Annotated in this window: 22 protein-coding genes; 5 read left to right on the forward strand and 17 right to left on the reverse strand. The window is 66.1% G+C overall.

Going from position 1 to position 24,200, the window contains the following annotated elements:
- Positions 1 to 4 precede the first annotated feature (4 nt).
- The 6 genes from tssE to ASD47_RS01115 all read right to left on the reverse strand — a co-directional run bounded on the left by tssE (position 5) and on the right by ASD47_RS01115 (position 5,050).
- A complete protein-coding gene (gene tssE, locus ASD47_RS01090) occupies positions 5 to 535 on the reverse strand; it encodes a type VI secretion system baseplate subunit TssE (protein ID WP_056750350.1) in 531 nt (176 codons plus the stop codon).
- A gap of 4 nt (positions 536 to 539) precedes the next feature.
- Positions 540 to 1,328 (reverse strand): type VI secretion system accessory protein TagJ, encoded by a 789-nt coding sequence (locus ASD47_RS01095; RefSeq protein WP_056750353.1) that lies wholly within the window; start codon positions 1,326 to 1,328, stop codon positions 540 to 542.
- A 40-nt stretch (positions 1,329 to 1,368) separates the two neighbouring features.
- Positions 1,369 to 1,851 carry a type VI secretion system tube protein Hcp gene (locus ASD47_RS01100; RefSeq protein WP_056750356.1) on the reverse strand — a complete coding sequence of 161 codons (483 nt, stop codon included), beginning with the start codon at positions 1,849 to 1,851 and terminating at the stop codon, positions 1,369 to 1,371.
- Positions 1,852 to 1,887: 36 nt separating this feature from the next.
- The gene (tssC, locus tag ASD47_RS01105) at positions 1,888 to 3,381 is read right to left on the reverse strand and encodes a type VI secretion system contractile sheath large subunit (RefSeq protein ID WP_056750359.1); all 1,494 of its coding nucleotides are present in this window, start codon (positions 3,379 to 3,381) and stop codon (positions 1,888 to 1,890) included.
- A 56-nt stretch (positions 3,382 to 3,437) separates the two neighbouring features.
- Entirely contained in the window at positions 3,438 to 3,947 is a 510-nt protein-coding gene (gene tssB, locus ASD47_RS01110; RefSeq protein ID WP_056751511.1) for a type VI secretion system contractile sheath small subunit, read from the reverse strand.
- An 86-nt stretch (positions 3,948 to 4,033) separates the two neighbouring features.
- On the reverse strand, positions 4,034 to 5,050 hold the full coding sequence (locus tag ASD47_RS01115) for an ImpA family type VI secretion system protein (RefSeq protein ID WP_056750362.1): 1,017 nt from the start codon (positions 5,048 to 5,050) through the stop codon (positions 4,034 to 4,036).
- Between the two features lie 203 nt (positions 5,051 to 5,253).
- On the opposite strand from ASD47_RS01115, the gene ASD47_RS01120 reads away from it, so the two are divergent.
- From ASD47_RS01120 to tagH, 3 genes are read left to right on the forward strand one after another with little or no spacing between them, the layout of a single operon-like run.
- Positions 5,254 to 7,218: a type VI secretion system Vgr family protein gene (locus tag ASD47_RS01120; RefSeq protein ID WP_082564394.1), complete on the forward strand. Its 1,965-nt coding sequence runs from the start codon at positions 5,254 to 5,256 to the stop codon at positions 7,216 to 7,218.
- A gap of 8 nt (positions 7,219 to 7,226) precedes the next feature.
- Positions 7,227 to 7,781, forward strand: a complete 555-nt coding sequence (locus ASD47_RS01125; RefSeq protein ID WP_056750368.1) for a hypothetical protein — start codon at positions 7,227 to 7,229, stop codon at positions 7,779 to 7,781.
- Positions 7,778 to 9,145 carry a type VI secretion system-associated FHA domain protein TagH gene (gene tagH / locus ASD47_RS01130; protein WP_056750371.1) on the forward strand — a complete coding sequence of 456 codons (1,368 nt, stop codon included), beginning with the start codon at positions 7,778 to 7,780 and terminating at the stop codon, positions 9,143 to 9,145. Before ASD47_RS01125 ends, tagH begins: the two co-directional genes overlap by 4 nt.
- Before the next feature lie 29 nt (positions 9,146 to 9,174).
- Here the strand turns inward: tagH and ASD47_RS01135 are convergent, their stop codons facing one another.
- The 5 genes from ASD47_RS01135 to tssK are packed head-to-tail and all read right to left on the reverse strand — an operon-like array spanning position 9,175 to position 16,649.
- On the reverse strand, positions 9,175 to 9,915 hold the full coding sequence (locus tag ASD47_RS01135) for a PP2C family serine/threonine-protein phosphatase (protein WP_056750373.1): 741 nt from the start codon (positions 9,913 to 9,915) through the stop codon (positions 9,175 to 9,177).
- Positions 9,916 to 9,924: 9 nt separating this feature from the next.
- Positions 9,925 to 10,476: a type VI secretion system-associated protein TagF gene (tagF, locus tag ASD47_RS01140; RefSeq protein WP_056750377.1), complete on the reverse strand. Its 552-nt coding sequence runs from the start codon at positions 10,474 to 10,476 to the stop codon at positions 9,925 to 9,927.
- Positions 10,458 to 13,904 (reverse strand): type VI secretion system membrane subunit TssM, encoded by a 3,447-nt coding sequence (gene tssM, locus ASD47_RS01145; RefSeq protein WP_056750379.1) that lies wholly within the window; start codon positions 13,902 to 13,904, stop codon positions 10,458 to 10,460. The genes tagF and tssM overlap by 19 nt, the downstream gene beginning before the upstream one ends.
- Before the next feature lie 7 nt (positions 13,905 to 13,911).
- The gene (icmH, locus tag ASD47_RS01150) at positions 13,912 to 15,309 is read right to left on the reverse strand and encodes a type IVB secretion system protein IcmH/DotU (protein WP_056750384.1); all 1,398 of its coding nucleotides are present in this window, start codon (positions 15,307 to 15,309) and stop codon (positions 13,912 to 13,914) included.
- Positions 15,306 to 16,649, reverse strand: a complete 1,344-nt coding sequence (gene tssK, locus ASD47_RS01155; protein ID WP_056750386.1) for a type VI secretion system baseplate subunit TssK — start codon at positions 16,647 to 16,649, stop codon at positions 15,306 to 15,308. Before tssK ends, icmH begins: the two co-directional genes overlap by 4 nt.
- Positions 16,650 to 16,916: 267 nt before the next feature.
- On the opposite strand from tssK, the gene ASD47_RS01160 reads away from it, so the two are divergent.
- A complete protein-coding gene (locus ASD47_RS01160) occupies positions 16,917 to 18,128 on the forward strand; it encodes a M23 family metallopeptidase (RefSeq protein ID WP_056750389.1) in 1,212 nt (403 codons plus the stop codon).
- Between the two features lie 204 nt (positions 18,129 to 18,332).
- The gene (locus ASD47_RS01165) at positions 18,333 to 18,950 is read left to right on the forward strand and encodes a thioesterase domain-containing protein (protein WP_056750394.1); all 618 of its coding nucleotides are present in this window, start codon (positions 18,333 to 18,335) and stop codon (positions 18,948 to 18,950) included.
- A 2-nt stretch (positions 18,951 to 18,952) separates the two neighbouring features.
- On the opposite strand, the gene ASD47_RS01170 is transcribed toward ASD47_RS01165, so the two are convergent.
- The 6 genes from ASD47_RS01170 to ASD47_RS01195 all read right to left on the reverse strand — a co-directional run bounded on the left by ASD47_RS01170 (position 18,953) and on the right by ASD47_RS01195 (position 24,158).
- On the reverse strand, positions 18,953 to 19,783 hold the full coding sequence (locus ASD47_RS01170; protein ID WP_056750397.1) for an oxidoreductase: 831 nt from the start codon (positions 19,781 to 19,783) through the stop codon (positions 18,953 to 18,955).
- A gap of 129 nt (positions 19,784 to 19,912) precedes the next feature.
- Positions 19,913 to 20,329, reverse strand: a complete 417-nt coding sequence (locus ASD47_RS01175) for an Ohr family peroxiredoxin (RefSeq protein WP_056750400.1) — start codon at positions 20,327 to 20,329, stop codon at positions 19,913 to 19,915.
- A 30-nt stretch (positions 20,330 to 20,359) separates the two neighbouring features.
- Positions 20,360 to 21,628 carry an epoxide hydrolase family protein gene (locus ASD47_RS01180; protein WP_056750402.1) on the reverse strand — a complete coding sequence of 423 codons (1,269 nt, stop codon included), beginning with the start codon at positions 21,626 to 21,628 and terminating at the stop codon, positions 20,360 to 20,362.
- Positions 21,629 to 21,681: 53 nt separating this feature from the next.
- Positions 21,682 to 22,188 (reverse strand): cytochrome P460 family protein, encoded by a 507-nt coding sequence (locus tag ASD47_RS01185; RefSeq protein WP_082564396.1) that lies wholly within the window; start codon positions 22,186 to 22,188, stop codon positions 21,682 to 21,684.
- 14 nt (positions 22,189 to 22,202) lie between these two features.
- Positions 22,203 to 23,234, reverse strand: a complete 1,032-nt coding sequence (locus ASD47_RS01190) for an alpha/beta fold hydrolase (RefSeq protein WP_056750404.1) — start codon at positions 23,232 to 23,234, stop codon at positions 22,203 to 22,205.
- Positions 23,235 to 23,375: 141 nt separating this feature from the next.
- A complete protein-coding gene (locus ASD47_RS01195) occupies positions 23,376 to 24,158 on the reverse strand; it encodes an alpha/beta fold hydrolase (RefSeq protein ID WP_056750408.1) in 783 nt (260 codons plus the stop codon).
- Between the last annotated feature and the right edge of the window lie 42 nt (positions 24,159 to 24,200).

A 24,200-nucleotide genomic window follows, 5' to 3' on the forward strand; every position in this document is an offset into this window, starting at 1 on the left:
CCGCCTACTCCCGGAGGGTCGCCGAGCCCGTGTCGATCTCGACGTCTGTCTTGAACTCGACGGGCAGGGCCATGACGGCGCTGGTGACATCGGCCCGGATGACGAAGGTGACGGCGTTGGGCTTGGCGTCCTTGGCTGTGGCGGTGACGTCGAGACGCTGCGGGTTGATGCGGGGCTCAAAGCGCCGGATGGCCTGCTTGATCTCGCGTGCCCGGTTCTCGACCGCCCGCCGCTGCAGCAGCTTGCCGGCCATGTCGGGCACGCCGTAGTTCAGGACCGAGGTCGCCACCTCGGGATAGGGCTTCAGGTTCTGGATCGCGCCGAATTGGGTGGTGTTGAGGATCCAGTTCAGCTCGCGCAGGACCGTGGCCCGCAGCGCGGCCTCGTTGAAGCGTTCGATCTTCAGGATCGGATAGAGCCGCCGCGTCGCCGCGCGGCTGACCTGGCCTTCGACCTTCGGATCGTCGCGGACGTCGTCGAAGTCGAGATCGGCGACGAGCTTGTCGAACAGGGTCGGATTGATCCGGGCTGGCATGGCGTCAAGCGAACGCCAGATGGCGAAGCGCCAGGATTCCCACGTCTTCGCCGTTTCCCAGCGACCAGAGCTTTTGGCCGAGGCCTTCGGCGCCTCGAGATCCCTCGCGCCAGTCGGTCGCCCGGGCCAGCAGCAGATTGGCGTCCGTCGCGTCCTGAGTGGCGGGGTAGCGGACGGGCAGGATGGCCGCTACGCCCTGTCCGGTCTTGAATTCGATTTCCACGGGCAGCCAGACGAGGTCACGCAGATCCTGCGGCCCGTCGCTGGTGATCTTGCGCACGGCGTCGAAGGGGACGAGTCCCCAGCGCCCGTGGATGACGGCCTCGAAAGCCGGGCCAAAGCGTGGATCCGCGTCGGCGATCCAGTCGAAATCCTGATCGTTGAAGCGCCCGGGCGTATCGGGGGCGGCGTCGAAGGCCCGCAACCGGGCAGCCTCGGCGTCATCGATCCGCCCTTGCAGGCCCGCGCCGAGGGCAACGGCCAGGTCGCCGGCCCACGGGCTGGTATTGACCAGTAGGGCTGGTGGAACCTGTCCCGCAAAGGCCTTCTCGCGTTCGATTTCGGCGTCGATGGCCAGGTTGTAGGCGACCGCCAGCATCTGGGCTTCGGGAGACAGCTGGGTCAGCACCTTCAGCTGCGCCTTGGCCTTGTCCCATTCACCCAGGATGCAGAACAGCTGGAACAGAAACATGCGGCTGGGCTGATCGTCCGGCGCGCGCCTGACCCTTTCGACAAGGGCTTGGCGCGCGCCGTCCAGATCACCAGCGCGTAGGAGGTCGTCGGCGTTAGGCATTCTTTGCTTCTATGATTGGCCGAAGACCGGCGCGGCTCGCCTAGAACTTGGCGTTACCGGCGATGTCCCACTTGAAGTCGCCCGTGCCCGCGGCCTTGCCGGCCGAGCTCTGCTCCTTGTACGCAACCTCGACCTTGGCGAAGTTGATCGAGACATTTTCCGTCAGGCGATCTTCGCCGCCGCTGCCGCCGGTCGACACCGAGCTGACGAGGCAGTCGGTCATGGTGATGGTGATATATTCCAGCGGGGTCTCGCCGGCCTTGCGGACCACCAGCGTCGCCTTGCTGATATGCTTGCCGTTGGCGGCGGCCAACATCAGCGGCGCCGACGACAGGTCGACGTACTTGGTGAAGGACAGATCCTGGACGTTCACCTTGCCGGCGCCGGCGCCGCCGCCGACGTGGGCCGTGCCCGAGTTGGTCATGCCCCAGCTCCAGGCCAGGACATCGATTTCACCTTTGTGGCTGGAGTCCTTGGACTCACCACTGATGCCTTCAAGTTTCAGGAACATATCAACGGCCATAAGGCGTTCTCCTCACGAAAAATGATCTACTGACAGTTAGTTCGGGCCCTTGGGCAGGCGCGAAACCATACTGAGCGACACGTCCATCCCCTCGAGCTGGTAGTGCGGCACCATGCGGAAGACGCCGCGGTAGTAGCCCGGGTTCTCGGGGTCGGGGATGACATCCACCGAGGCGGATTTCAGGGGCTTGCGAGCCTTGTCTTCTTCAGTCGAGAAGTCGGGCTGCATGTCCACGTACTGCATGATCCACGACTGCAGGTCGCTGGCCAGAACCGGCGCCTCGCGGCTGCTGCCGATCCAGTCCCGCACCATGCACTTGAGGTAATGCGCGAAGCGGCAGCTGGCGAAGATGTAGGGCAGGCGCGCCGACAGGTTGGCGCTGGCGGTCGCGTCGGCGTCCTCGTAGGCCTTGGGAGCATGGAGGGTCTGGGCGCCGATGAAGGTGGCCTGGTCGGTGTTCTTGCGATGCACCAGGGCCATCAGCCCGGCCTTGGACAACTCGGCCTCGCGACGATCGGAAATGGCGATCTCCGTCGGGCACTTGGCGTCCATGGCCCCATCGTCGGTGGGGAACATCGCGGTCGGCAGGTCCTCGACGGTGCCGCCGGATTCCACGCCGCGAATGCGCGTACACCAGCCATAGGTCTTGAAGGCCTCGGTGATCCGCACGCCCAGCGCATAGGAGGCGTTCAGCCACAGATAGTTGTCGTGCTGGCCGCCTTCGGTGTCTTCCTCGAAGGCGAACTCCTCGACCGGCTCGCTGTTGGCGCCGTAGAGCGGGCGCCCCAGGAAGCGCGGCAGGGTCAGCGCCATGTAGCGGCTGTCGTTCGAGGCGCGGAACGAGCGCCAGGCCATGTAGTCGGTGGCGTCGAACTGCTTGGCGATGTCGCGCGGATTAGCCAGCTCCTGCCAGCTTTCCATGCCGAGCAATTGCGAGTCCGCCGCCGCCACGAACGGGGCGTGCGCCGCCGCGCCGATCTTCGCCAGCCCCTTCATCACCTCGATGTCGGGCGCGGTGTGGTCGAACGCGTAGTCGCAGATGAACGCGCCGTAGGGCTGCCCGCCCAGCTGGCCGAACTCCGCCTCGTAGATCTTCTTGAACAGGGGGCTCTGGTCCCAGGCTGCGTCGCGGAACTGCCGCAGCATCTTGCGGGTCTCGTCCTTGGAGACGTTCAGCACGCGAACCTTGAGGTCCTTGCCGGTCGGGGTGTTGCCGACGAGATACCAAAGGCCCCGCCAGGCGGATTCCAGAGTCTGGAAGTCCTTGTGGTGGATGATCTTGTTGACCTGCTCGGTCAGCTTGCGGTCAATCGCGGCCTTCAGGGCGTCCACGGTCGAGAAGACGTCGGCCCCGATGATCTGGGTGTCCTCGAGCGCCTGCTGCGCCAAGGTCTTCACCGCCTCTTCGATCCGCGCCTGCTTGGCGTCGGTGTTGGGCTTGAACTCCCTTTGCAGCAGAGACGCGAAATCGTCGACGGTGACGGTTTCCGCGGCGGGGGCGCCAGTCTGCTGAAGCGTTTCTTGCGCCATCAAGGTCTCCCAACGGGCAGGGTAGGGGAAAACATTGTAGATCTACCGTAGATTGTCTAGGTATTATCGGCGGACGGCTTCGCAGCCGCGAGCGCCTTCATCAGCTCGGGATCCTTCAGGACCTTGTCCAGCAGGTCCTGAGCGCCGTCCTTGCCGTCCATGTACAGCATCAGGTCGTTAAGCTGCTGCCGCGCCTCCAGCAACTTGGCCAGGGCGGGCACGTTCTTGGCGACTTGGCCCGGCGAGAAATCTTCCATCGACTTGAAGGTCAGATCGACGCCGATCTTACCGTCTCCGGTCAATGTGTTGTCGACCGTGAAAGCGGCGCGTGGCGCAATCGCTTCCATCTTCTGTTCGAAATTGTCCATGTCGAATTCGACAAAGTCGCGCTTGTCGAGCGGCTTCTTCTCGACATTCGATTTTCCAGACAGGTCGGACATAACTCCGACCACGAACGGAATTTCGATCTTCTGGCGGGAACCAAAAGTCTCCACTTCGTATTCAATGTGAACACGAGGAGCGCGATTCTCCTTGATGAAACGCTGTCCACCTTTGTTCGACGCCATGGTCATCCACCCGCAATTAGACGTTATATGTCGCTAATAAACTTCGCCATCATAGGTCTATATCATGGCGATGTTCAACCGATAGCTCAAGCTTGTTCGCGATGTTTTCGTGATTGCAGAACGTTGCGAGCTTCTTCGACGCTCCCCGGCGCGATGTCTTCAAGAATCGCCATGAAATCCAACCCAACCCATTCACGCGCACGCTGTAGCAACGTCAGGATCGGGTGCCCCGGTTCCCTGCGCCGGTAGTAGTCGCTCAGCGCCTCAAGGGCGCGGACGACGTCGTCCCGGGTCTCGATCCTCGCGCCCAGGGTGGGCGACGAGTTCAAGAAGCTTGGCGATGCAACGTCCGGTTCCGCCGATGGTTCCCCACTTTCTGACGTCTCGGTCTTTTTTCCGAACGCCTGCACCGCGCGTCGCATCTGAGCGAGCGCGTCGTAGGTCGCCCGAAAGTTCGTGGAGCCGCCCTCGTCGGCGTTGGCGGTGAGCACCAGGTCCACGCGACGCAGGCTGTCTTCAATTGCGTTCAGCCGCTGGACGATCACATCAAGATCGTCCTGACTCACATCCTCCAGCGCGGCCCGGAACATTCCGTAGCCTTCCTCGGTTTCGCCTCCCAAGCGGAAGCGTTCGAAGTGGTCGATGGAATAGTCACCGAGGCGAGGATGGCGGATCAATGTGATCCTGCGCAGGGGTTGGATGAACTGCGACGCTCCGGTCAGGGAATCGCAAGGACCCTTGCGCCCTTGGAACCCATAGTCCTCCAATCGCGGATGCAGGCTGGGCCAGTAGGCCTCCAGAAGGCCCGCCAGATATTTCGCACCGGCCTCGACAGTTTGCAGGTCCCCCGCCCGGGCTCCGGCGCGGCAGAGATAGATGGGCAGCCAGATGTCCTTGGTGCGCGCGCTTTGCTCGACGATTTTGGCGATGATCGCGCGCCAGTCGATGTCGGAAGCTTGAGCCTCGACGCCGGACGCGTCGATCGAGACCTCCGTCTCGAAGGCTTGTTCGATTTCATAGCGCTGCGGGTCGTAGGCGAGGTCCGGGCCGGTCGGGTCGTCGTCGGAAACCGGCGCCAACAGTCGACTCGGATCAAGCGCCATGTTCTCGTTCGCCTCAACGTTGATATCGCGCCCGAGCCGTTTGTCGCCGAACCTGCGCAGGCAGGCGGTTGGGGCGGGCGCGGAGTGTGGCCCAAGAAATCGTTTTGGCAAGTCTGTCTGGTTGAGATGTTGAAATTGATCGCTACACCTATGCACAGCGGGCCGCGGGCCGTAGGTTTCAGGCGCAGTAACGGGAGCGATTAATGGATCGGCAGGCTACGATATCTGTCGCTCTTGGTACGGCTAAGCTTAACCTTGAGCGCTTCGAGTCGATCGAGCGCTTGAGCGAGCCGTTTGTGATTGTTGTAGAAGGGTTTTCTGCCGACGAGGTCGATTTTCTGCCGCACCTTGGAAAGCCGGTTTCCCTGGACGCTGGCGATGAGATGGACCACGTCCGCTACTTCCATGGGTTGTTGACCGAAGCGGCCTTGATCAAGGTCGATATCAACGGCGCCCACTACCGGCTCACCCTCAGGCCATGGCTGTCACTCCTGGACCAGAACCGAAACTATCGGATCTTCCAGGACAAGAGCGTCGTCGACATCGTCAAGCAGGTGTTCTCCGACGCCGGCATGAAGGACGTCGAGTTCGACCGGCTGACCGGCAGCTACAAACCGCGGGAATATTGCGTTCAGTACAAGGAAAGTGACTTCAATTTCGTCTCGCGCCTGTTCGAGGACGAGGGCATCTACTACTATTTCCGGCACGAGGAAGCGGCTCACAAGCTGGTCCTCTGTGACGGAAAATCGGCTCACAAGCCCGAGCCGGGCTACGAGAGCATCCGCTTCCTTCCGGTCTCCGGCGACGAAACGAGCACGCCCGACACCCTCTCGGAATGGAACGAACGGATCAGCTCGGTCAGCCAGGCCAGCGTGACCCTGCGCAGCTTCGACTTCACCAAGCCGCAGAATCCGGTCGAGGCCGTCAGCCAGGGCGCTGGCCAGCACCCGGGCGACGCGCTCGAGGTGTACGAATATCTCGGCGACTTTACCGACAAGAGCGAGGGCGAAACGCGGGGGCAGGCTCGTCTGGCCGCGAGTCGCGCGCCGCGACGGCTCTACAGCGGGGGCGGCGACGTCTTGGGTCTGGCCTGCGGCGGCCTCTTCACCCTGACAGAAGCTGGGGTCGATCGCTTCAACCAGGAATACCTGATCATCGGCCTCAACCATGTCGTCGAGGCCGAGAGCCATCGCAGCGGCGACGATCGTCAGGCCAGGCGCGTCAACGTGGTGGCGATCCCTAGCGACACGCTGTTCCGGCCGCCGCTCGTCGCCGAAAAGCCCATCTCAAGCGGCGTCGAGACCGCCACGGTGACCGGGCCGGCCGGCGAGGTCGTCTATGTCGACGAATGGGGACGCGTGAAGGTGCGCTTCCACTGGGATCGCTCGCCCGATCAGCCAGGCAAGACCTCATGCTGGATGCGCGTTTCGCACCACGCTGCGGGCGAGGGCTTTGGCAATGTCGACCTGCCACGGGTGGGCCAGGAGGTCATCGTCGACTTTCTGAACGGCGATCCGGATCGCCCGATCATCACCGGGCGGGTCTATAACGGCCAGCGCAAGCACGCCTACGACTTGCCGGCCCAAAAGACCCGGTCGTTGTGGCGTACCCAGACGATCGGGCGGCTGGGCGACTATGCCGGGGCCGAGAAAACCCCGCCGCCCAACAGCCTGGGCTTCAATGAGATCCGTCTTGAGGACAAGGGCGGCTCGGAAGAGATCTACATCCACGCCCAGCGCGAGATGGTGCGCGACGTGCTGCTGGACGACACCCTGACCGTCCAGCGCGACCGCGCCACCCGGGTGGGGCGCGATCGCAAGACGGCGGTCAAGCGGCATGAAGCCACCACCATCGAGACCGGCGACGAAACCCACGAGGTCAGCAAGGGCAAGCGCACGACGACAATCGAGCTTGACGATGGAACCACCGTGCGCTCTGGCAACTATAGCGTGAAGGTGAACAAGGGGACGGTGACGATCGAAGCCGCGCAAAGCATCACGCTGAAGGTCGGCTCAAGCTTGATTGTGATGGATCCCTCCAGCATTACGCTGAGCGCCCAGACGGTCACCAGCCACGCGCGCGGCGTCAACACCGTGAGCGCGCCGCAGGTCGAAGTGCACGGAGACGGCATGACGACGATCACGGGCGGCGCCGTGAAGATCAATTAGGATCGCGTATGAGACGCTGGAAACAGGTTAAGTGGGCCGAAGCGGGCCAAGTCTCCGCAATTCTCGGATGGCCCAAGTCGAATCACGACGCCGATCCACCCGAGACGGTCTTCGACCGCCTGATCGAGGAAGGACGTGAAGACGACGCGGCCCTGTTCCTCGGCCAGGCCTTGCCTCGCTTCGAAGCCGTGGCCTGGGCGGCCCGGGCCGTCCAGGAGCTGTCCTTGACCCCGAGCGCTCAGGACGCCGAGGCGCTCAAGGCGACTCTTCTATGGCTGCAGGACCCGAGCGACGGTCGGCGCCGGGCGGCGTTCGCGATCGCTGAGCAGTCCCGTGGGGCCAGCCCCCAGAGGCAGTGCGCCTTGGCGGTGTTCTTTTCGGGCGGCTCGATCGCGCCGGTGGATGTCGAACCCGTTTTGCCGCCCAAGGACACGGTCGGAGCCTTCGCCGCGGGAGCGGTGCTCACCGCTGCGACACAGAGCGGACGCCATCTGGAGAGCCTTCGTTCGGCGCTCGCGCTCGGCGACGCGATCGCCAGCGGCCGAGAAACCGCACACCCATGACCCTTGTGCTGACCATCAAGGCGCTGGATCGTCTCGACAACGGAGAGACGGCGCGCCTGAAGCTCGACCGCCATGGCGCGCGCATCGGACGCTCGCCCCACATGGATTGGTGCCTGCCGGATCCGCGCAGCTATATTTCCTCCGCCCATTGCGAGATCCACTACCGTGATGGGGCTTACGTGCTGGTCGATCGAAGCACCAACGGCACCTTTGTGAACCGGTCGGCATCACGGCTGACGACGCCGCATCAGATCGTCGATGGCGACGTGATCCTGATCGGCCACTACGAAATCGAGGCCCGGCTGGAGCAGGGCAGGGGCTCTGGCGCTGAAGAGTCCGCGCCAGCCGCCGCTTGGAGCGGCTGGGACAGCCACGGCGCCCGCGAGGTGGCGGATGACCCGGCGCGCTGGGATCAACCAGCGCCACGGGCTGCTATCACGGGCCAGGGTTCCGTCTCGGGCGCCTGGGCGCCGCCGCGCATGGACGTCGCCCCCCAGCCCGCCTCGGCCTGGACTCCAGCTCGTTCGGAAGCGCCGCCGCCTTCGGCCTGGTCCAGCGATCCGCCGACCCAGGCCACGCCCTCGGCGGTGGACGTATGGGGGCAACTGGCGGCCACCAACGAGGTCGACTGGGCCCGCGGCTTCGGCGGCCCCGCCACGCCGGCGTTCGAGGCGCCGCCCTTGGCCTCGCCTTCCACGGCGCCTTGGGGCCAGACCCCCGCGCCGCCGCCGCCGGAGCGAAAGCCGCGATCGACGCCCGCGGCCGGCGACGGCGCCGAATGGCGCGCTTTCCTGCACGGCGCCGGACTCCGCTCCGAGGATTTCAGCAGTTCACCCCTGGAAGTGCTGTCGGCGGCAGGCGGCGTCCTGCGACGCCTGCTGGGCGGCATGGTCGTGATGATGGAGGCGAGGGCCAGGGCGAAGGCCCAGCTTGGGGCGCAGAACACCAGCCTGGAGTTTGACGGCAACAATCCGCTGAAGTTCACGCGATCGGCCGACAAGGCGATGGCGCAGATGCTTAATCGACCCGATCGCGGCTTCATGCCGGCCGACCTGGCCGTGGAGGACGCCTTCCGAGACCTGCAGGCCCACCAGCTAGCCACCTTGACGGCGATGCAGGGCGCGTTGGCCGCCACGCTCGATCGCTTCTCTCCCTCGGCGATCCGGGGCCGGGCGGAGCACCGGGGGCTGCTGGCCAAGATCGTACCTGGCGCGCGGGCGGCGGCGCTCTGGCAAGCCTATGAACGGGAGTTCGAGGGTGTCACCCGGGGCTCCGACGAAGCCTTCATGGAGGTCTTCGCCAAGGAGTTCCGTGACGCTTACGAACGCATCGCCGCCGACATGAAGGCCAAGCGGCGGCCCTAGACCACGGCGCTTGGCGGCCGCTGGGCGGATCAGGACAGAGCGAGCAGCGTGGTCTCGTCGCAATTGACCACGGCCACGCTGACATTGTCGGGGGCGCCGCGCTCCAAGCAGATCTTCACCAGTTCGTCGGCGGCGGCGGCTGGATTGCCCTGGGCCAGAATCGTTGCCAGTTCGGCGTCTGGGATCGTCCGGGTAAGGCCGTCGCTGCACACCAGGAAGACGTCCCCAACCTTGGCTTCGTCAGAGACCGCATCCAGTTCAAGCCGGGGCGCAACGCCCACCGCGCGCGACAGCACATGCGACATGGGGTGGTTTTCGGCCTCTTCGGCCGTCAACCGACCCGAGGTCACCATGTCCTGGACCTGTGAATGGTCGACTGTCAGCTGGTAGAGCTGACCGTCGCGCAGCAGGTAACAACGGCTGTCGCCGGCCCACAGCACCACGAAGCGCCGGTCGCGCAGAAGCAGGGCCACGACCGTGGAACCCATGGGCTGTCCGACCGACTTGGTCCAGATGCGCTCGTTGGCCTCGTGCACGGCCGCGGCGACCGCCGAAGCGGCGTCGTCGAAGTCGGCGGGCAGGACTGCGGCCTCCAGGGTCGCGGTGATGGTCTTGGACGACCACTGCCCGTTGGCGTGACCGCCCATGCCGTCGGCGACCGCCCAGAGGCCCTGGTCCGGACGCGCCAGCACTTGGTCCTCGTTGTCGCGCCGCACCTTCCCGGGATGGGTCAGGGTGGCGTCGTGAAATCGCAAACTCCCGTCATCCATGGACAGCTCCTATGTCGTCAGAACCTGGGTCATCAGGTCGGCGGGTGGCTGGCTGGCAATCAGATCGAACGGTGAGTCCGGCAACCAGAAGCGGCCTTGCGCTTCTGCTCCGCCCTCTGATTCCACAGTTTGAAAGATAATTTGCGCGCTGGCCACCATCGCGTCGATGTTCGCGGCGTCTTCGAAGGCGCGATGGATTTCGTCTTCGGCCGCCGCGGCGATGCGTTCGGCGGATCGCGCTGAAAGAGCCTCGGTCGTGCGGCCGCCAAGGACGATAATGAAGCGTCGCCCCGCCGAGTCGATCGAGGACGCCAGCGTTCCGGTTCGCCAGCCGTCGCCGAAGGGCCCGGGCCCAAACGAGAAGCGCAACGGCGGCGCGGCGTCGTGCCGAGCTTCGAAATCCGGACCCAGGACAGTCCGCGCCAGCGCCAATCCGGCGCTCGCCCAGGCGTCCCAGGCCTCGCGGTCCGGGCCGGAAAGGCCGCGGGCGACGAAATCGCCGTGGGTCGGCAACTTGCCGAAAGCGAAGGCCTGCGGCGCGTTCAAAGCTTGGCTGGGCATCGGAATGACCACAGGCCGCCGCGACCGAACGGGTTTTTGTCGGACGGCAGATTGACCTTGAGCGTGAAATACTGGGCGCCCTGGCCGAAGGTGGCCTTGATCGCGTTCGGACCAGCGTTTTCCTTTTGGGCGGCGTCCATCAGGCGGAAGAGCGCCCATACCCCCTGGGCGTCGTAGCGCCGCACTTCCTTGGCGCCGGCATAGAGGACGAGATGAGCTTCAGGCAGGCCCGAGATCGCCCACATCACGGGCTTGGCGCCAACGCTGTTGGGCTCGAAGCGATAGGTCGCGCCGCCGGCGGAGAATTCGGCGGCGGTGACCGCCCCGCCGAAGCCTGCGGCCTCGACGCGGATTGGCAGGCCGGAGGTGAGCAAGTCGCGGACCTGAGCCGCCTTCTGGAACTGCTCGGCGCTGGCCGGGTCGAAGGCCGACGCCACCGGGTCGTCCGAACGCCAGCGCCAGACCGGACCGGAGGTCAGCAGCAAGGGCTGCAGGCGATCGCGCATCATGCTGTCGAACTGGCCGTTGAGACCCAGAACCCGCATCATGTCCGCCGCCGTCGCGTCGTTCTGCGCCGCGCCATAGAATGGATAGCGGTTGTCGCTGACGCTGCGGCAGGCGCCCGCAAGGTTGGTCGCATATTCCTGTCCGATGGCGTTCTGCGCCGAGGACACCACCGCGCCGCGACCGCTCTGCGTCGCTTGGGCGACGAAGCCCTGGAGCTGTGGCGGTGCGACGACGCTGGTGGTGGCGACCTGTCCCAGCGCCGACGCCAGTTCTCCCTGCGCCGCGACGCCGCCCAACCCGCCGCCGGCGATCCCGGCGGCCATGTTGGCCGAGGCGGCCTGCTTCACCGCCGCCAGGAACTCGTCGATCGGCGCGGCGCCCTTGCCGTCGCCGACATAGGTCGCGAGCGGCCGGAAGTAGTCGGTGATGGTCTTGCCGGCGTCGACGCCGCCGGAGTCCAGCACCGCTCCGCCCACGACGCGCGCGGCGGTCTTCAGCTTGCTGGGGGCCCGGATCGCCGGCGGCTTGCCGAAGGTGGTGTTCTTGCGGACCTCCAGCAGCAGCACCTTCAGCGGCGACGGCGTGCGGGTGAAGGCGCCCAGGGCGGCGGGATTGGTGAAGTAGTCGGCTGGCTTCAGGCCCTGGACCACGCCATCCCAGGCGGCGATGTACTCCTTGGCGTACAGCGCCGCGACGCCCGGCTTGACCTGGGCGATCTGGCCTCGGATCGCCGCCTTGTCGGCGTCCTGGCCCATGACCCACAGGTCCTTTTCGAGATCCGAGGCGACGGTTTGCAGCCCCGGCTGATAGGCGCGTTCGAAACCCGCGCGGGTGAAGAAGTATGGCACGCTGGCGTCCAGGACCGCGTCGCCGTTCATAAAGGCCTGGCGATCGCCGCTCGCCAGGACGCTGTCGGCCCGCCAGTCGGGCTGATCGGCCGCCGCCGCCTTCTGGCGGAGGATCGCATAGGCCCGATCGGCCAGGGACAGGGTCTGCACCGCCGCCCGCGTCGATTCGATCAACGCCCCGTCCAGCGGCGCCTCGCGCCCGGGCCAGACCCGGCCCAATTGCGGGTCGGCGAGCAGGACGTCCAGGTGCTTGGACAGTTCCTCGCGAACCTCGGCGCGATCTGCGCCCGGCAAGGCGCTCTCGGCCCAATCGTCGGTCACCCACGCCTTGACGGTCTTCGGATCCAGCGGTCCCTGGCCGCCCAGCATCAGATAGACCTTGAGCGGCTCATAGACCTTGAGCGGCTCCTGGGCGTGGTCCTGCATATACCGTTCCAGGCGTAGCAGGATGCGAGGCAGGAGGATGCGCTGGAGCGCCTCGCGATAGGCCTGATCGGCGGCCTTGGCGTGTCCGCCCTGGAACAAGCCGAACCGCATCAGCAGCGGTGGTCCGCCCTTGGCCTGGTCGCCATGGCCGCGCGGCAGGTCGCGGAGGGCCCGGATCAGCGACAGCGCCTGTTCCAGGTCGGGGTCGCCTTCGCGCACCTCGACCAGGTCGACACCCGTCTCGCGCACCTCGGCGCCGACGTTCTGGGCGCCAACCAGGAGCTGGTCCTGCAACGCCCTGTTTCTAGTGAAGCTGACACCCCAGAGCAGAGCAATGAGCAGCGACAGGACAGCGATGCCGGACACACCGGCGATCAGCGCCGTTCGACGGCGGGCGCGCGCCGCCGGATCGCTCTGGACGAGCCCTGCCTCGGCGAAGATCACGTCCTTGAGCAACCGGTTGAGGAAATAGGCTCTGCCGCCTTGGCCAGCCAGCCCAGAACGCGGAATTGCAGGGGCGTCGTAGACGGCGGCCACGTCCCCGAGGATCCGGTCCAGTGGAGCGCCTTCCTGGACGCCGCTGGTCAGATAGAAGCCCCGGAACAGCGGCCGCATATCCTGTTCAGCCAGCAGGGCGCCGTCCAGGAAACGGCTGAGCCTGGCGCGCAGCGACGCCACCTGCGACGGGAAGCCCAAAATCAGGCTGCGGCGATGTGGATCGGTTTCTTCCTGCAGGCGCTTGGCGACCCGGTCCGCCAAGGCCTGGACCACGGCGTCGAACTCGGCCAACACGACGTCGAGGCTGGTCGGAGCTTCCAACGGCAGGGTCGCACCAAGAATGGCGCGGCGCCCCTCGACATCGAGGTCGTCGAAGAATTCGCCAAAGCCAGCCAACAGGTCGGCCTTGGTGAACAGCACATAGACCGGCGCTGAAACCTCGAGCGCGCGCCGCAGTTCGAGCAGGCGGCGACGCACCGCGGCCGCGTGGTCGTCCAGCCCCGCTCGATCGGTGTTGAGAAGTTCGTCCAGGCCGATCGCCACCAGGACCCCGTTGATCGGCTGCAAGGGGCGGGTGCGGCGTAGCAGCTTGAGGAAGCTGTCCCAGCCCTTGTGGTCGACAGAGGCGTCGGAGGTCTGGGTGGTGTATCGGCCGGCGGTGTCGATCAGCACGGCGTCGTCAGCGAACCAGAAGTCGAGATTGCGGGTTCCACCGACGCCCTTGAGCGCCGCGTCCGAGAACGGAAACTGGACGCCGGACTTCAGCAGCGCAGTCGTCTTGCCCGCGCCGGGGGGACCGATGATCACGTACCAGGGGCGAGCATAGAGGTAGTCGCGCTTGTCGCCTGTCGCCGTCTTCAGCTTGGCCAAGGCCGAACGCATGCGCCCCGTCAGCGCCTCCGCCTCGACGTCGCCTGGCGACGGGGCCGCCAACTGCCTGGCGATCTCGGCGGCGGCTCTGCGGGCCTTGAGGACCCGCAGCGTGGCGAAAACGCCCCACACAGCGGCGACGAGGAAGGCGAGCAGGGTCTTGACCCACCACGGCCTCAGGAACGGCGCGACCAGCGGAAGAACAAAGACCAACAGCACCGCGACCAGGACCGCCGCGAGGCCGGTGAGCAGCCACCAGTTCAGGAAGAAGCGCTTCATCGTGGCCCTATTCGGCGCGCGGAATGACGATTTCGACCCGGCGATTCAGCGCCTTGCCGTTGGCGGTGGAGTTCGACGCGATCGGCTGGCTGTCACCGAACCCTTCGGTGCTGACGCGGCTGGCGTCGGTGATCTTGCCGCGAAGGATCTGGGCGGCCGCGTCTGCCCGCGCCTTGGACAGCGCGAAGTTATCCGGGAAGGTGACGCTGATCAGGTGGTCGGAGTCCGCATGGCCCTCCACGCGGACGGCTCCGCGCTCGGCTTCGATCGCCGCGCCGATCCGGGCGAACAGCGCCTCGCGGCCTGGCTCCAGCCTGTCCGATCCCGACCTGAAAAGCTGTCCGACGGTGGTGCGTACGCGGATGGACTTGCTATCCTGCTCGACGACCACCAGATGCTGGGCGATCTCGGGCGCGAGGAAGCCCTGGATGCGCTGCAACTGAGTGCTGGTCGGAACCGGCGGGGCGGGGGCGACGCGCGACATGCGCAGCGGCTGGTCCGGATTGATGGCTTTCAGGGCGTTCAGCGACGGCTGGCCCGTCTGGATCAGGGTTACGCGCAAGAGGATGAAGAGGGCCAGCAGACCGGCCAGGGCGATCGCGCCGGCCAGGGCCAGGGTCGCCCAGAAGCTGATACGGGCCGCCGGCGTCGGCTCGCCGCGCCAATGCGGCGACAGTTCGGTTTGAGACAGGGCGCGAGTATGGTCGAGGGCCGCATAGCAACTGGCCATGATCTCGTGCAGGCGGCGCTTGCCATCCGGCGCGACGCGATAGCGACCTTCGAAGCCCGCGGCCAGGCACGCATGGTAGAGCTCGATCAGGTTGGCGAATTCCGCGGGCCTGGCCAGCATGTCTTCGAGCAGGCGCCAGAAGCGATCGCCGCCGATATTCTCGTTGAACACCTGCACGACAAGGCTGCGGCGCGCCCATTCCGCGCCGTCCGCCGCCTGACCGGGAAGGTTCTGGGCGATGTCGTCGACTGTGGCGCACACCGCGTAGCGAGCCCTCTGGCGAGTCTCGGTGTCGTAGCCGGCGGCCAGAAGGGCTTGATCGAAGCTCGCGACCGCGGTGGAAGTCTTCTGGTGCAATTCCGGCAGGCTGAGGTGAACGCGGCCGGAGCGGACGCCGACGATCAGTGACAACACCGGCGCGGCCGCCATCATCATCGGATTTCGCGCGCGCGCGGCCGGCGGAGGCGCGGGAATATCGTCGTCGCGGCTGATGACGCGACGTGGGGAAGCGGCAGAAGCAAACGAAGACGATGACGATGCGAACGCCGCCGGTTCACCGGCGGCGAAAGCCGGCGCGGACGGCGGGGTGAGGTTTCCGGACGTGCGTAGATTCTGCAGCGGCGACGGCCGGAAGACCGTCTTGTTCGGGTTCTTCTCCTCGTCGTCGCCGGTCATCGGCCGGTCCCCTTGACGCACCAGAGCTCGAGCTTCAGGTCGGGCCACTCTCCAGCGACGTGCAGACCCAGAGCTGCGGCATTGGCGAAGTCGCGCCAATCGGGAACCGAGCGGTCGAGCTCGAAATAGACGTAACCGGGGATGACGCGAAGCTGCGGCGGCGGCGTCGGGGTGTGTCTCAGGGGCACGCCCGGCAGGGCGGAATCGACGATCTCGCGCATCTTCTGGACCGCGCCGATCTTGGCGATCGCGGGGAAGCGTCCCCGAATGTCGTCGAGCGACGCGCGGGCGTTGACCGCCAGATAGAAGTAGCCGGTCTTGTAGAGATTGTGGTCGGTGATCCGGGAGGTGTAGGCGCCCAGTCCGGCGACCTGCAGCGGCAACTGGATCGCCGAACGGTCGAACACCGCCGAGAGCGCGGCCTGAAGCACCTCGAACACTGGCTCGAAGGTCAGCTGAAGTTGCTCATGGACATAGCTGGGAAAGGGTGGTGGTCGCCGATCGGGACGCGTCAGCGTCGCCAGCTCACCGGCCATGCCAAGGAAGGTTTCGTACAGCCGCTCCGGGTGCACCATGGGCAAGCCGGCCAGGTGGCGCAGCTGACTGACCCATCGGTTGAGCGCCTGAAGGAGCAGGAAGCTGGCGAAGGTCTCCGCCCCGCCATCCGTGGCCTCGACCGCTCTCAGGGCCAGCTCGTCGACACGCTGCGACGCCCGTCCGATGATATCGGTCAGAAAACCCGACAGTCGTGGACTGGCGCGGATGTCCAAGGTGGGCGGAATGTAGCGGTCGTCGAAGACTACGGCGCCGTTGTGGACTTCGCGCACACGCGCCAATCCCAACAGGACGCGGCCATAGGTCTGGTCCTGGGTGACGCCGAACGCCAGGTTCGGTCGGGCCACCTCGATCGGCTCCTGACCGCGTTCGTCGGAAAAGGAGTCGGCGACGTCCTCCTCGTCAACGATATAGCGTACCGTCGCGCCGCCGCGTTCGCCGCGGCTCTTGAATTCCACCGCTCCGCTCTGGCGGGCGGGAAGGGTGAGGTGAACGATCACGTCGCGGGCGTCGGCCGGTATGTCGAGCGGCGGCGGGGGCGGCAGGTCGCCGGGAATCGAGAAGGGCAGGCCGTCGGGCAGGACCCCGGTCATCGATTCGATCGCGAACTTGCCCAAGGCCGCAAGGTCGGCGTTGATCTTCAGCTCCGACAGACCCCACGGATAGGGGCGCAGACCGTTGGCGCGCGCCGCGACCAGGGCTTCGAGATACCGATCCTGCTGCTGAAAATGCTGTTGTCGAAGGAATAGACCCTCGCGCCATGCGACGCGGCTGTCGCTCTGCATACGCTTCCCTCAACGGACTCTAGAAATACCACTTAAACACTAGTCGGCAGAGCTGCGGAAGACGCATTTGCCATCTGCGGCTCTGGTTCTCCCGCGCCTTGCGGCTATGCTTGGAGAAAGGCAAGCAACGAGAGATGGATGCGGGGCTCACGGGAAGACGAACCGTCGTTCGATCCTCGCAGCTGGCGAGGGAAACCTGACGCGCCGAACGGCGTGCGGGAGGATAAGTCACGCTCGTCTGAAACAAGCTTGAGCATAAGAAAGCCAGTGCTGTCGGCCGTGGCGGCCGGGGCGATCCTGGCGATCCTCATCGCGATCGGGTGGGGCGTCCTGCATCGCCCGTCCGCGCCCGCCCGTTCCGCCGTGTCCAAGGCGCCTGCGGCCCCCGGCGGATTTCACCGCACGCTGGTGATCGCGCGCATACAGGACCTGGCGTCCGCGTTGACCGCCGAGGGCGTCGCGACGGACCGGGCGCTGCGATTCGGGCTCGCCGCCAACGAGAAGCTCGAAGGCGCGCCGGGCGAACTGCGCGTCTCGCTGACCTTTCCGAACGGCAAGGCGGATGACGTCGAGAGGATCGAGTTGCGGCGCCCGGACGGCTCGGGCTTCGTCATTCATCCCGACGGCAGCGGCCGCCTGGTCGCCAAAGACCTGGCCTCGGACCTTCAGGTCCGGATCAAGGTGGTGCGTGGCGAGATGGACGCCAACAGCTTCTACTCCTCGGCGGTGGCCGCCGGTGTCGTGGATTCGCTGGTGGACGACTTCGCCAGCGCCTTCGCCTTCGATTTCGATTTCCAGCGGGAGATCCGCCCGGGCGACATCTTCGAGGCGGCGTTTGAACAAAAGGTCGATAGCCGAGGCGACGTCGTGGGGGCGGAGCGACTGGTCTACGCCTCGCTGCAGACCCAGACGAAGTCTCGCGCGCTCTACCTGTTCCAGCCGGCCGGCGAGGCCAAGCCCAGTTGGTTCGACGGCAATGGCGCCGCCGTCGCGCGCGGATTGATGCGGACACCCGTGGAAGGCGCCCGAATTACCTCAAGCTTTGGGCCAAGGTTGCACCCTGTCTTGGGCTATACCCGGGTCCACAAGGGCACCGATTTCGCCGTTCCGGTGGGGACCACCGTCTATGCCTCGGGCGACGGGGTGGTGGATTTCATGGGACCGCACGGCGGCCATGGCAACTTCGTCCGGATCCGGCACTCGCCGGAACTCCAGACGGCCTATGCCCACCTGTCCGGCTACGCGCCAGGGATGTCGGTGGGGGCGGCCGTGCGCCAGGGCCAAGCGATCGGGCTTTCGGGCAATACCGGCCTCTCGTCAGGGCCGCACCTGCACTACGAGGTGATCGTTCGAGATGTGCAGGTCGATCCGATGGCCTTCCAGACCAATAGTCGCCGCGCTCTCAATGGTGAAGCTTTGGCGGCCTTCCGGAAGATGCGCGACAGGTTAGATGCGCTGCGGGCGGCCCAGAACGGTTAGCGGTAAAAAAGGTTCCCAAGCTTAAGCTGCGATATACTTGTGCGACGTTGCTTGGCCTCGAGGGTGTTTACCAGGGCGAGAATGGATGCATCTGATTGACTTTAAACATCATTTTCAAAATACAACAAAAGGTGGCAAAGCTGTATTGAGTAAGCTGTGCACCAACGCTAGGCTCCCGCGCACTTCAGGCCAGCGAGAAAGAGTATGATCGTTATCATCGATGGGACCGGACCTGACAACGACCAGGAGTACGCCAAGGAGATGGGGAACTCGTTCCCCAGCCAGATCGCCAAGCAAGTCGTCGGCAGCACCTATTTTCGAGGCCCCTCGCTGACCGGCAAGGAAGTTTCCAGCATCGCCGACCGCGCGGTCGGCGCCGCTCAAGGGGCCGGACCGGTGATCCTGGTGGGCTACAGCCGCGGCGGATGTACGGCGATCATCGCGGCCAAGCGCCTCAAGGCCCAGGGCAAGCGGGTCAAGGCGATGTTCCTCTTCGACGCTGTCGACATGCAGACCAGCGAACTGGGCCTTTCGCAGACCATCCCCGACAACGTCGATTTCGTCGCCCATGCCCGGACGGCGCGCGATCTGGCCTTCTGGATCCGAAACCCCGTCAAGTCGCGCTTCTACTTCTACAACACCGGGCGCTGGCTCGACGGCGACGGCGTCCTCGAGGAAAAGAAGTTCACCGGCACCCACGGCGCGGCTGGCGGCGTGCCCTGGGCTGACGTGGTGGGTGACAGGGCATGCTCGCTGGCGGTGGCGGACTGGATGACCGGCCAGCTCAAGGCAAACGGGGTCGACGTGACCCTCAAGGCCTGAGGCTATTCGACGTAGTCGGTCGACGCGCTGAGATCGCGCCAGGCCTCCAGCATCGCCAGCCGCCCGCGATCGGCGGCGGCGATCGCGGCCAAGGCATCTCCGCCCAAAGGCAGACGAAGCGGCGGTTCGCGCTCGGCGACGATGCGCAGGATCGCCTGCGCCGCCTTTCGAGGATCGCCGGGTTGACGACCATTGTATTCGGCCTGCCGACGGGCTGCAGCGCCGACGACGGCGTCGTATTCCGGTCGACCGGGGTTCAGGGAGGTGGACGCTCCGGCGAAGTCGGTGCGGAAGCCGCCAGGCTCGACGATGGTGACCTTCACGCCGATCAAGGCCATTTCCTGCGCAAGGATCTCCGAGAAGCCCTCGATCGCCCACTTGGCCGCCGAATAGGCTGCGCGCCCGGGTGCGCCAACGCGACCGCCGACTGACGAGAATTGGATAATGTGGCCCCGGCGCTGCTCGCGCATCACCGGAATGGCCGCCTTGGTGACGATAATCGTGCCGAACAGGTTCGCCTCGATCTGTCGCCGGAAGTCCTCGAGCGAGGTGTCTTCCACCGAGCCGATATCGCCGTAGCCGGCGTTGTTCACCAGCACGTCCACGCCGCCGAAATGATCGACCGCCGATTGGATCGCTGCTTGGGCCGCCGCCGGATCGGTGACATCGAGCGAGGTGGTGAGAACCGCCGCGCCGTATTGCTGCTGCATGGGCTGCAGGCTCGCCGGATCACGCGCGGTGGCGACCAACCGATCCCCGGACTTGAGGACGGCTTCGGCAAGCGCGCGACCCAGGCCGCGAGACGCGCCGGTGATCAACCAGGTCTTGGACATTGGGGATTTCCCTTGCGGAAGGTGAAGGCATAAGCGCGGACGCCCGGGGCGAGGAACTCGATGAAGAGGCGGCCGGTTGCGCCGTTGGAGGGCGTGAAGGGGCCATGTCCATCGACCTCGCCGTCGGGCTCAAACCAGGTTGATCACGATGTCGATATTACCCGCCAGCGCCTTGGAGTAGGGGCAGGTGCGATGGGCGGCCTCGACGAGCGCCTGCGCCATGTCCCGGGGCACGCCTGGCAAGGCGATGTTCAGCCGGGCGGCCAGGGCGTAGCCGTCGTCATCGAGGTTGAGATCGATCTCGGCGTCGATCGACGGAGCTTCGGGCAGGGTGAGCTTCATCTGCTTGGCGGCGATGGCGATTGCGCCTTCGAAACAGGCGGACCAGCCGGCGGCCAGCAACTGCTCGGGGTTCGTGCCTGGTCCGGGACCGCCGGGCGTCGACAGCTTGATGTCCAGACGGCCATCGACGCTGCGCGCGGCGCCTTCGCGGCCGCCGGCGACATGGACTTTGCCGGTGTAGAGGGTGCGGAGAGCGGTGCTCATGGTGTCAGTTCCTGTGGATGTGGATATGGATCAGCGCAGCGAGCGGAAGGCGGAGCGCACTTCTTGGGCGAACAGCCCGGGCTGCTCCCAGGCGGCGAAGTGGCCGCCGTTCGGGGCTTCGTTGAAATAGATCAGGTCTCGGTAGCAGCGCTCGGCCCAGGTCCTGGGCGCGCGGAAGATCTCGCCGGGGAAGACGCTGACGGCGACCGGCAGGTCGATGATCCCACGAGCGTTGAAGTTGTTGGTGTGATCTTCCCAGTAGATCCGGGCGGCCGATGCGCCGGTGCCGGTCAGCCAATACAGCGACAGGTCGTCGAGGATCTCGTCACGGGTCAGGACCTTCAGAGGATCGCCGCCGCTATAGGTCCACTGGGCGATCTTCTCGTACATCCAGGCCGCCATGCCGACGGGCGAATCGACCAGCGAATAGCCGATGGTCTGGGGCCGGGTGTTCATCATCGCGGCATAGGCGGCGTTGTCGCGATAGAACGCCTCCAATTGGTCGAAGGCCGTGCGCTCCTCGGGCGACAGGCTGGCGGGGGCGGGATCGCCGGCGGCCAGGGCCCGGGCGATGTCAGCGGGCACCACGGCGGGCATGTTGAGGTGGATGCCGACCAGACCCTGCACCTTCTGCAGCGCCATGCGCTGGGAAATCACCGAGCCGCAGTCGCCGCCCTGCGACACGTAGCGGTCGTAGCCCAGGCGCAGCATCAGCGTGGACCAGGCCCGGCCGATGTGGTCCGAGCCCCAGCCCAGGGTCTTTGGCTTGGACGAGAAGCCGAAGCCGGGGATCGAGGGGATCACCAGATGGAAAGCGTCCTCGGCCTTGCCACCGTGGGCGGTCGGATTGGTGAGGGGATCGATGGCCTTCAGGAATTCCAGGATTGAGCCCGGCCAGCCGTGGGTCATGATCATCGGCATCGCGCCTTCATGACGCGAGCGAACGTGGATGAACTGGATGTCCAGGCCGTCGATCTGGGTCACAAACATCGGCAGGGCGTTCAGCCGCGCCTCGACCTTGCGCCAGTCGTAACCGTTCGCCCAGTAGCGCATCAGCGGCTCCAGGGTCTGGCGGCGCACGCCTTGGCTGTCGTCGCCGGCCGGTTCGGCGTCGGCCCAGCGGGCGCCGGCGATGCGGCGCTTCATGGCCAGGACATCGGCTTCGGGGATGGCGACCTGGAAGGGGCGGACGGCCGGCGAAGCGGCCTTGGCCAGGTTAGGGGCAAGAGCGGCGGCGCCGGCCACGGCGAGGCCGCCGACCACCGCGCGGCGGTTGGCCGGAAGGAGAAGGTTCTTCACTGGGAACTCCGTGGAGCTTGGGAGAATGAGAGGAAAGGTCCGGCGCCCACGTGTCAGGGCGCGTAGCGGGTGAAGACGTAGTCGCGGTCCTTCACGCGTGCGGCGTGGCAGGCGAAGCACGTCTCGTGCTGGGCCTTGTCGACGGGCTTGCCATTGACGAACCGCCCAAAGCCCCAACCGCCGGTCGAGGCGTAGCGCTCGGAGTCCTTGACCATGACCTGGACCGTGGTGGCCGCACCCGGGATCGAGGCGGGCGGAAAGTCCGGCGAGGGCGTGTGTTTCCATGCCAGCTTCACCAGCACCGTCCCGTCGGGGAACGGCCGAGCTCCGACGCGGTAGGTCTTCAGAGCTTTGCGGTTGCCGACGACTGCCCGCAACTCGTCCAGCGGCGCGGCTTCCTGGGCCGGGGCGACCAGGGTCCAATCGCGATACCCGTTCGGAAGGGTCACGCCGTAGATCGGCGAGGCCACGGACGGAGTCCGTATCGGCGCGCAGGCCCAGCACAGGCCGACGACCATGGCGGTGGCGCCGCCGACCGCCAGTGTCCAGGAGGAGAACATGAGGGAACTCCTGCCTAGAAGCGATCGACGTCGATCACGGCCTGGGCGAAGGCGGATGGAGCCTCCTGCGGCAGGTTGTGACCGATGCCGCCCGTGATCAGGCGATGGGCGTACTTGCCGGTGAACTTCTTGCTATAGACCGCGGGCTCAGGGTGCGGGGCGCCATTGGCGTCGCCTTCCATCGTGATGGTCGGCACGCCGATCGTCGGGCCGGCGGCCAGACGGCGCTCAAGGTCGTCGTACCGACGCTCGCCATCGGCCACACCTAGCCTCCAGCGATAGTTGTGGATGGTGATATCGACATGGTCGGGATTGTCCAGCGAGGCGGCGCTGCGCTCGAACGTCGGATCGTCGAACTTCCACTGCGGCGAGGCCAACTGCCAGATCAGCTTGGCGAACGCGTGGGTATTGGCGGCATAGCCCTCGCGGCCGCGTTCGGTGGCGAAGTAGAACTGGTACCACCAGGCCAGTTCGGCCTTGGGCGACAACGGCGCCTTGTTGGTCTGCTGGCTGCCGATCAGGTAACCGCTGACGCTGACCAGGGCCTTACAGCGTTCCGGCCAGAGGGCGGCCATGATGTCGGCCGTCCGCGCGCCCCAGTCGAAACCGGCGACAATCGCCTGCCGCAGCCCGAGGGCGTCCATCAGGGCCAGGCCATCGGCGGCCAACGCCATCTGCTGGCCATTGCGCGGCGTGTTGGCGGAAAGGAACCGCGTCGAACCGTAGCCTCGCAGGTGCGGGACGATCACGCGGTAGCCCGCCGCCGCGAGCCGAGGACCGACTTCGGCGAAGGCATGGATATCGTAGGGCCAGCCGTGCAGCAGGAGCACCGGGGTTCCCGTGATCGGCCCCAGCTCTGCGTAGCCGATGCTGAGTACGCCAGCGTCGATCTGCTTGAGGGCGCCGAACGGCAGCGCTCTGGCGGGTGTTGTGGCCTGTGCACGATTGGCTTGTGTCACCAGGGCCGTTGCGGCGGTCAGGGTCATGGCGCCGATCAGGCGCCGGCGGCGCGCGTCGATGGCAGGGGCGGAAAGGTCATGGGGCATGGGGGCGCCTTCGTGTTGAAAAGGCCGTAGGAAAACTGGGCCCAGGTCGTTGGTCTTGTCGTTAGGACGCATTGGGGGATGCGAGATCTCGCCCCCTGAAGATCGAAGGTCCGGCGGCGGGTGGATCGCCGCCATCGCCACCTACGGCTGCGCGGTCGCGGCGGCCTCGATCACCTCGGCGACGGCCTTTGGGTGCGAAACCATGACGACGTGCGAGGCGCCGTCGATCACGACCGTCTTCTTGGAGTCCGCGCGCTTGGCCATGAAGCCAAGGGCGGCGGGCGGGATGTTCCTGTCGCCGGTCCCGTACACGAACCACGAGGGCAGCCGCCGCCAGGCGGGCGGGCCCGAGGCCTCGGTCAAGGCGGCGTCGCGCACGGGGCGTTGGGTGGCGGCCATCAGCGCCGCCTCCTCGGGCGCGATATCGGCGGCGAACTGGGCGCCGAACCTGTCCTGGTCGATGTAGAGGTCCTTGCTGCCGTCGGGCAGCATGACGGGGGGAGCCAGGGCCTGGCCCAGGGTGCCGCCGGGGAACCGGCCGGTCAGTTCCAGGGCGTTCTCGCCGGCGTCGGGGGCGAAGGCGGCCACGAAGACCAGCGCCTTGACGTTTGGCGGCGTCGCGCCAGCCTCGCTGATCACCGCGCCGCCATACGAATGGCCGACGAGCACGACCGGCCCCTGTACGGCGGCGGCGATCCGCCCGACCGAGGCGGCGTCGTCCTTGACGCCGCGCAACGGATTGGCGGCGGCGATCACGTGGTAGCCGTCGGCCTTCAACTGAGCGGCGACCCGATTCCAGCTGGCGGATTCGGCGAACGCACCATGGACGAGGACAATCGTGACAGGCTTGGGAGGCGGCGCGGCGAGCGCGACGGAGCCGCTGAGGGCCAGGATCACGGCGAGCGCGCTGATCAACTTGGGCATGGGTCGGTTCCCGGAGCTTGGGATGAAGAAATGCGCGAGGCG

Source organism: Caulobacter sp. Root1472 (assembly GCF_001426985.1).
In the GTDB taxonomy this organism is placed as follows: Bacteria; Pseudomonadota; Alphaproteobacteria; order Caulobacterales; family Caulobacteraceae; genus Caulobacter; species Caulobacter rhizosphaerae.

Bases quoted from the DNA above. Each gene is read 5' to 3' on its own strand.
- tssE (WP_056750350.1), bottom strand. From the start codon at position 535: ATGCCAGCCCGGATCAATCCGACCCTGTTCGACAAGCTCGTCGCCGAT.
- ASD47_RS01095 (WP_056750353.1), bottom strand. From the start codon at position 1,328: ATGCCTAACGCCGACGACCTCCTACGCGCTGGTGATCTGGACGGCGCG.
- ASD47_RS01100 (WP_056750356.1), bottom strand. From the start codon at position 1,851: ATGGCCGTTGATATGTTCCTGAAACTTGAAGGCATCAGTGGTGAGTCC.
- tssC (WP_056750359.1), bottom strand. From the start codon at position 3,381: ATGGCGCAAGAAACGCTTCAGCAGACTGGCGCCCCCGCCGCGGAAACC.
- tssB (WP_056751511.1), bottom strand. From the start codon at position 3,947: ATGGCGTCGAACAAAGGTGGACAGCGTTTCATCAAGGAGAATCGCGCT.
- ASD47_RS01115 (WP_056750362.1), bottom strand. From the start codon at position 5,050: ATGGCGCTTGATCCGAGTCGACTGTTGGCGCCGGTTTCCGACGACGAC.
- ASD47_RS01120 (WP_082564394.1), top strand. From the start codon at position 5,254: ATGGATCGGCAGGCTACGATATCTGTCGCTCTTGGTACGGCTAAGCTT.
- ASD47_RS01125 (WP_056750368.1), top strand. From the start codon at position 7,227: ATGAGACGCTGGAAACAGGTTAAGTGGGCCGAAGCGGGCCAAGTCTCC.
- tagH (WP_056750371.1), top strand. From the start codon at position 7,778: ATGACCCTTGTGCTGACCATCAAGGCGCTGGATCGTCTCGACAACGGA.
- ASD47_RS01135 (WP_056750373.1), bottom strand. From the start codon at position 9,915: ATGGATGACGGGAGTTTGCGATTTCACGACGCCACCCTGACCCATCCC.
- tagF (WP_056750377.1), bottom strand. From the start codon at position 10,476: ATGCCCAGCCAAGCTTTGAACGCGCCGCAGGCCTTCGCTTTCGGCAAG.
- tssM (WP_056750379.1), bottom strand. From the start codon at position 13,904: ATGAAGCGCTTCTTCCTGAACTGGTGGCTGCTCACCGGCCTCGCGGCG.
- icmH (WP_056750384.1), bottom strand. From the start codon at position 15,309: ATGACCGGCGACGACGAGGAGAAGAACCCGAACAAGACGGTCTTCCGG.
- tssK (WP_056750386.1), bottom strand. From the start codon at position 16,649: ATGCAGAGCGACAGCCGCGTCGCATGGCGCGAGGGTCTATTCCTTCGA.
- ASD47_RS01165 (WP_056750394.1), top strand. From the start codon at position 18,333: ATGATCGTTATCATCGATGGGACCGGACCTGACAACGACCAGGAGTAC.
- ASD47_RS01170 (WP_056750397.1), bottom strand. From the start codon at position 19,783: ATGTCCAAGACCTGGTTGATCACCGGCGCGTCTCGCGGCCTGGGTCGC.
- ASD47_RS01175 (WP_056750400.1), bottom strand. From the start codon at position 20,329: ATGAGCACCGCTCTCCGCACCCTCTACACCGGCAAAGTCCATGTCGCC.
- ASD47_RS01185 (WP_082564396.1), bottom strand. From the start codon at position 22,188: ATGTTCTCCTCCTGGACACTGGCGGTCGGCGGCGCCACCGCCATGGTC.
- ASD47_RS01190 (WP_056750404.1), bottom strand. From the start codon at position 23,234: ATGCCCCATGACCTTTCCGCCCCTGCCATCGACGCGCGCCGCCGGCGC.
- ASD47_RS01195 (WP_056750408.1), bottom strand. From the start codon at position 24,158: ATGCCCAAGTTGATCAGCGCGCTCGCCGTGATCCTGGCCCTCAGCGGC.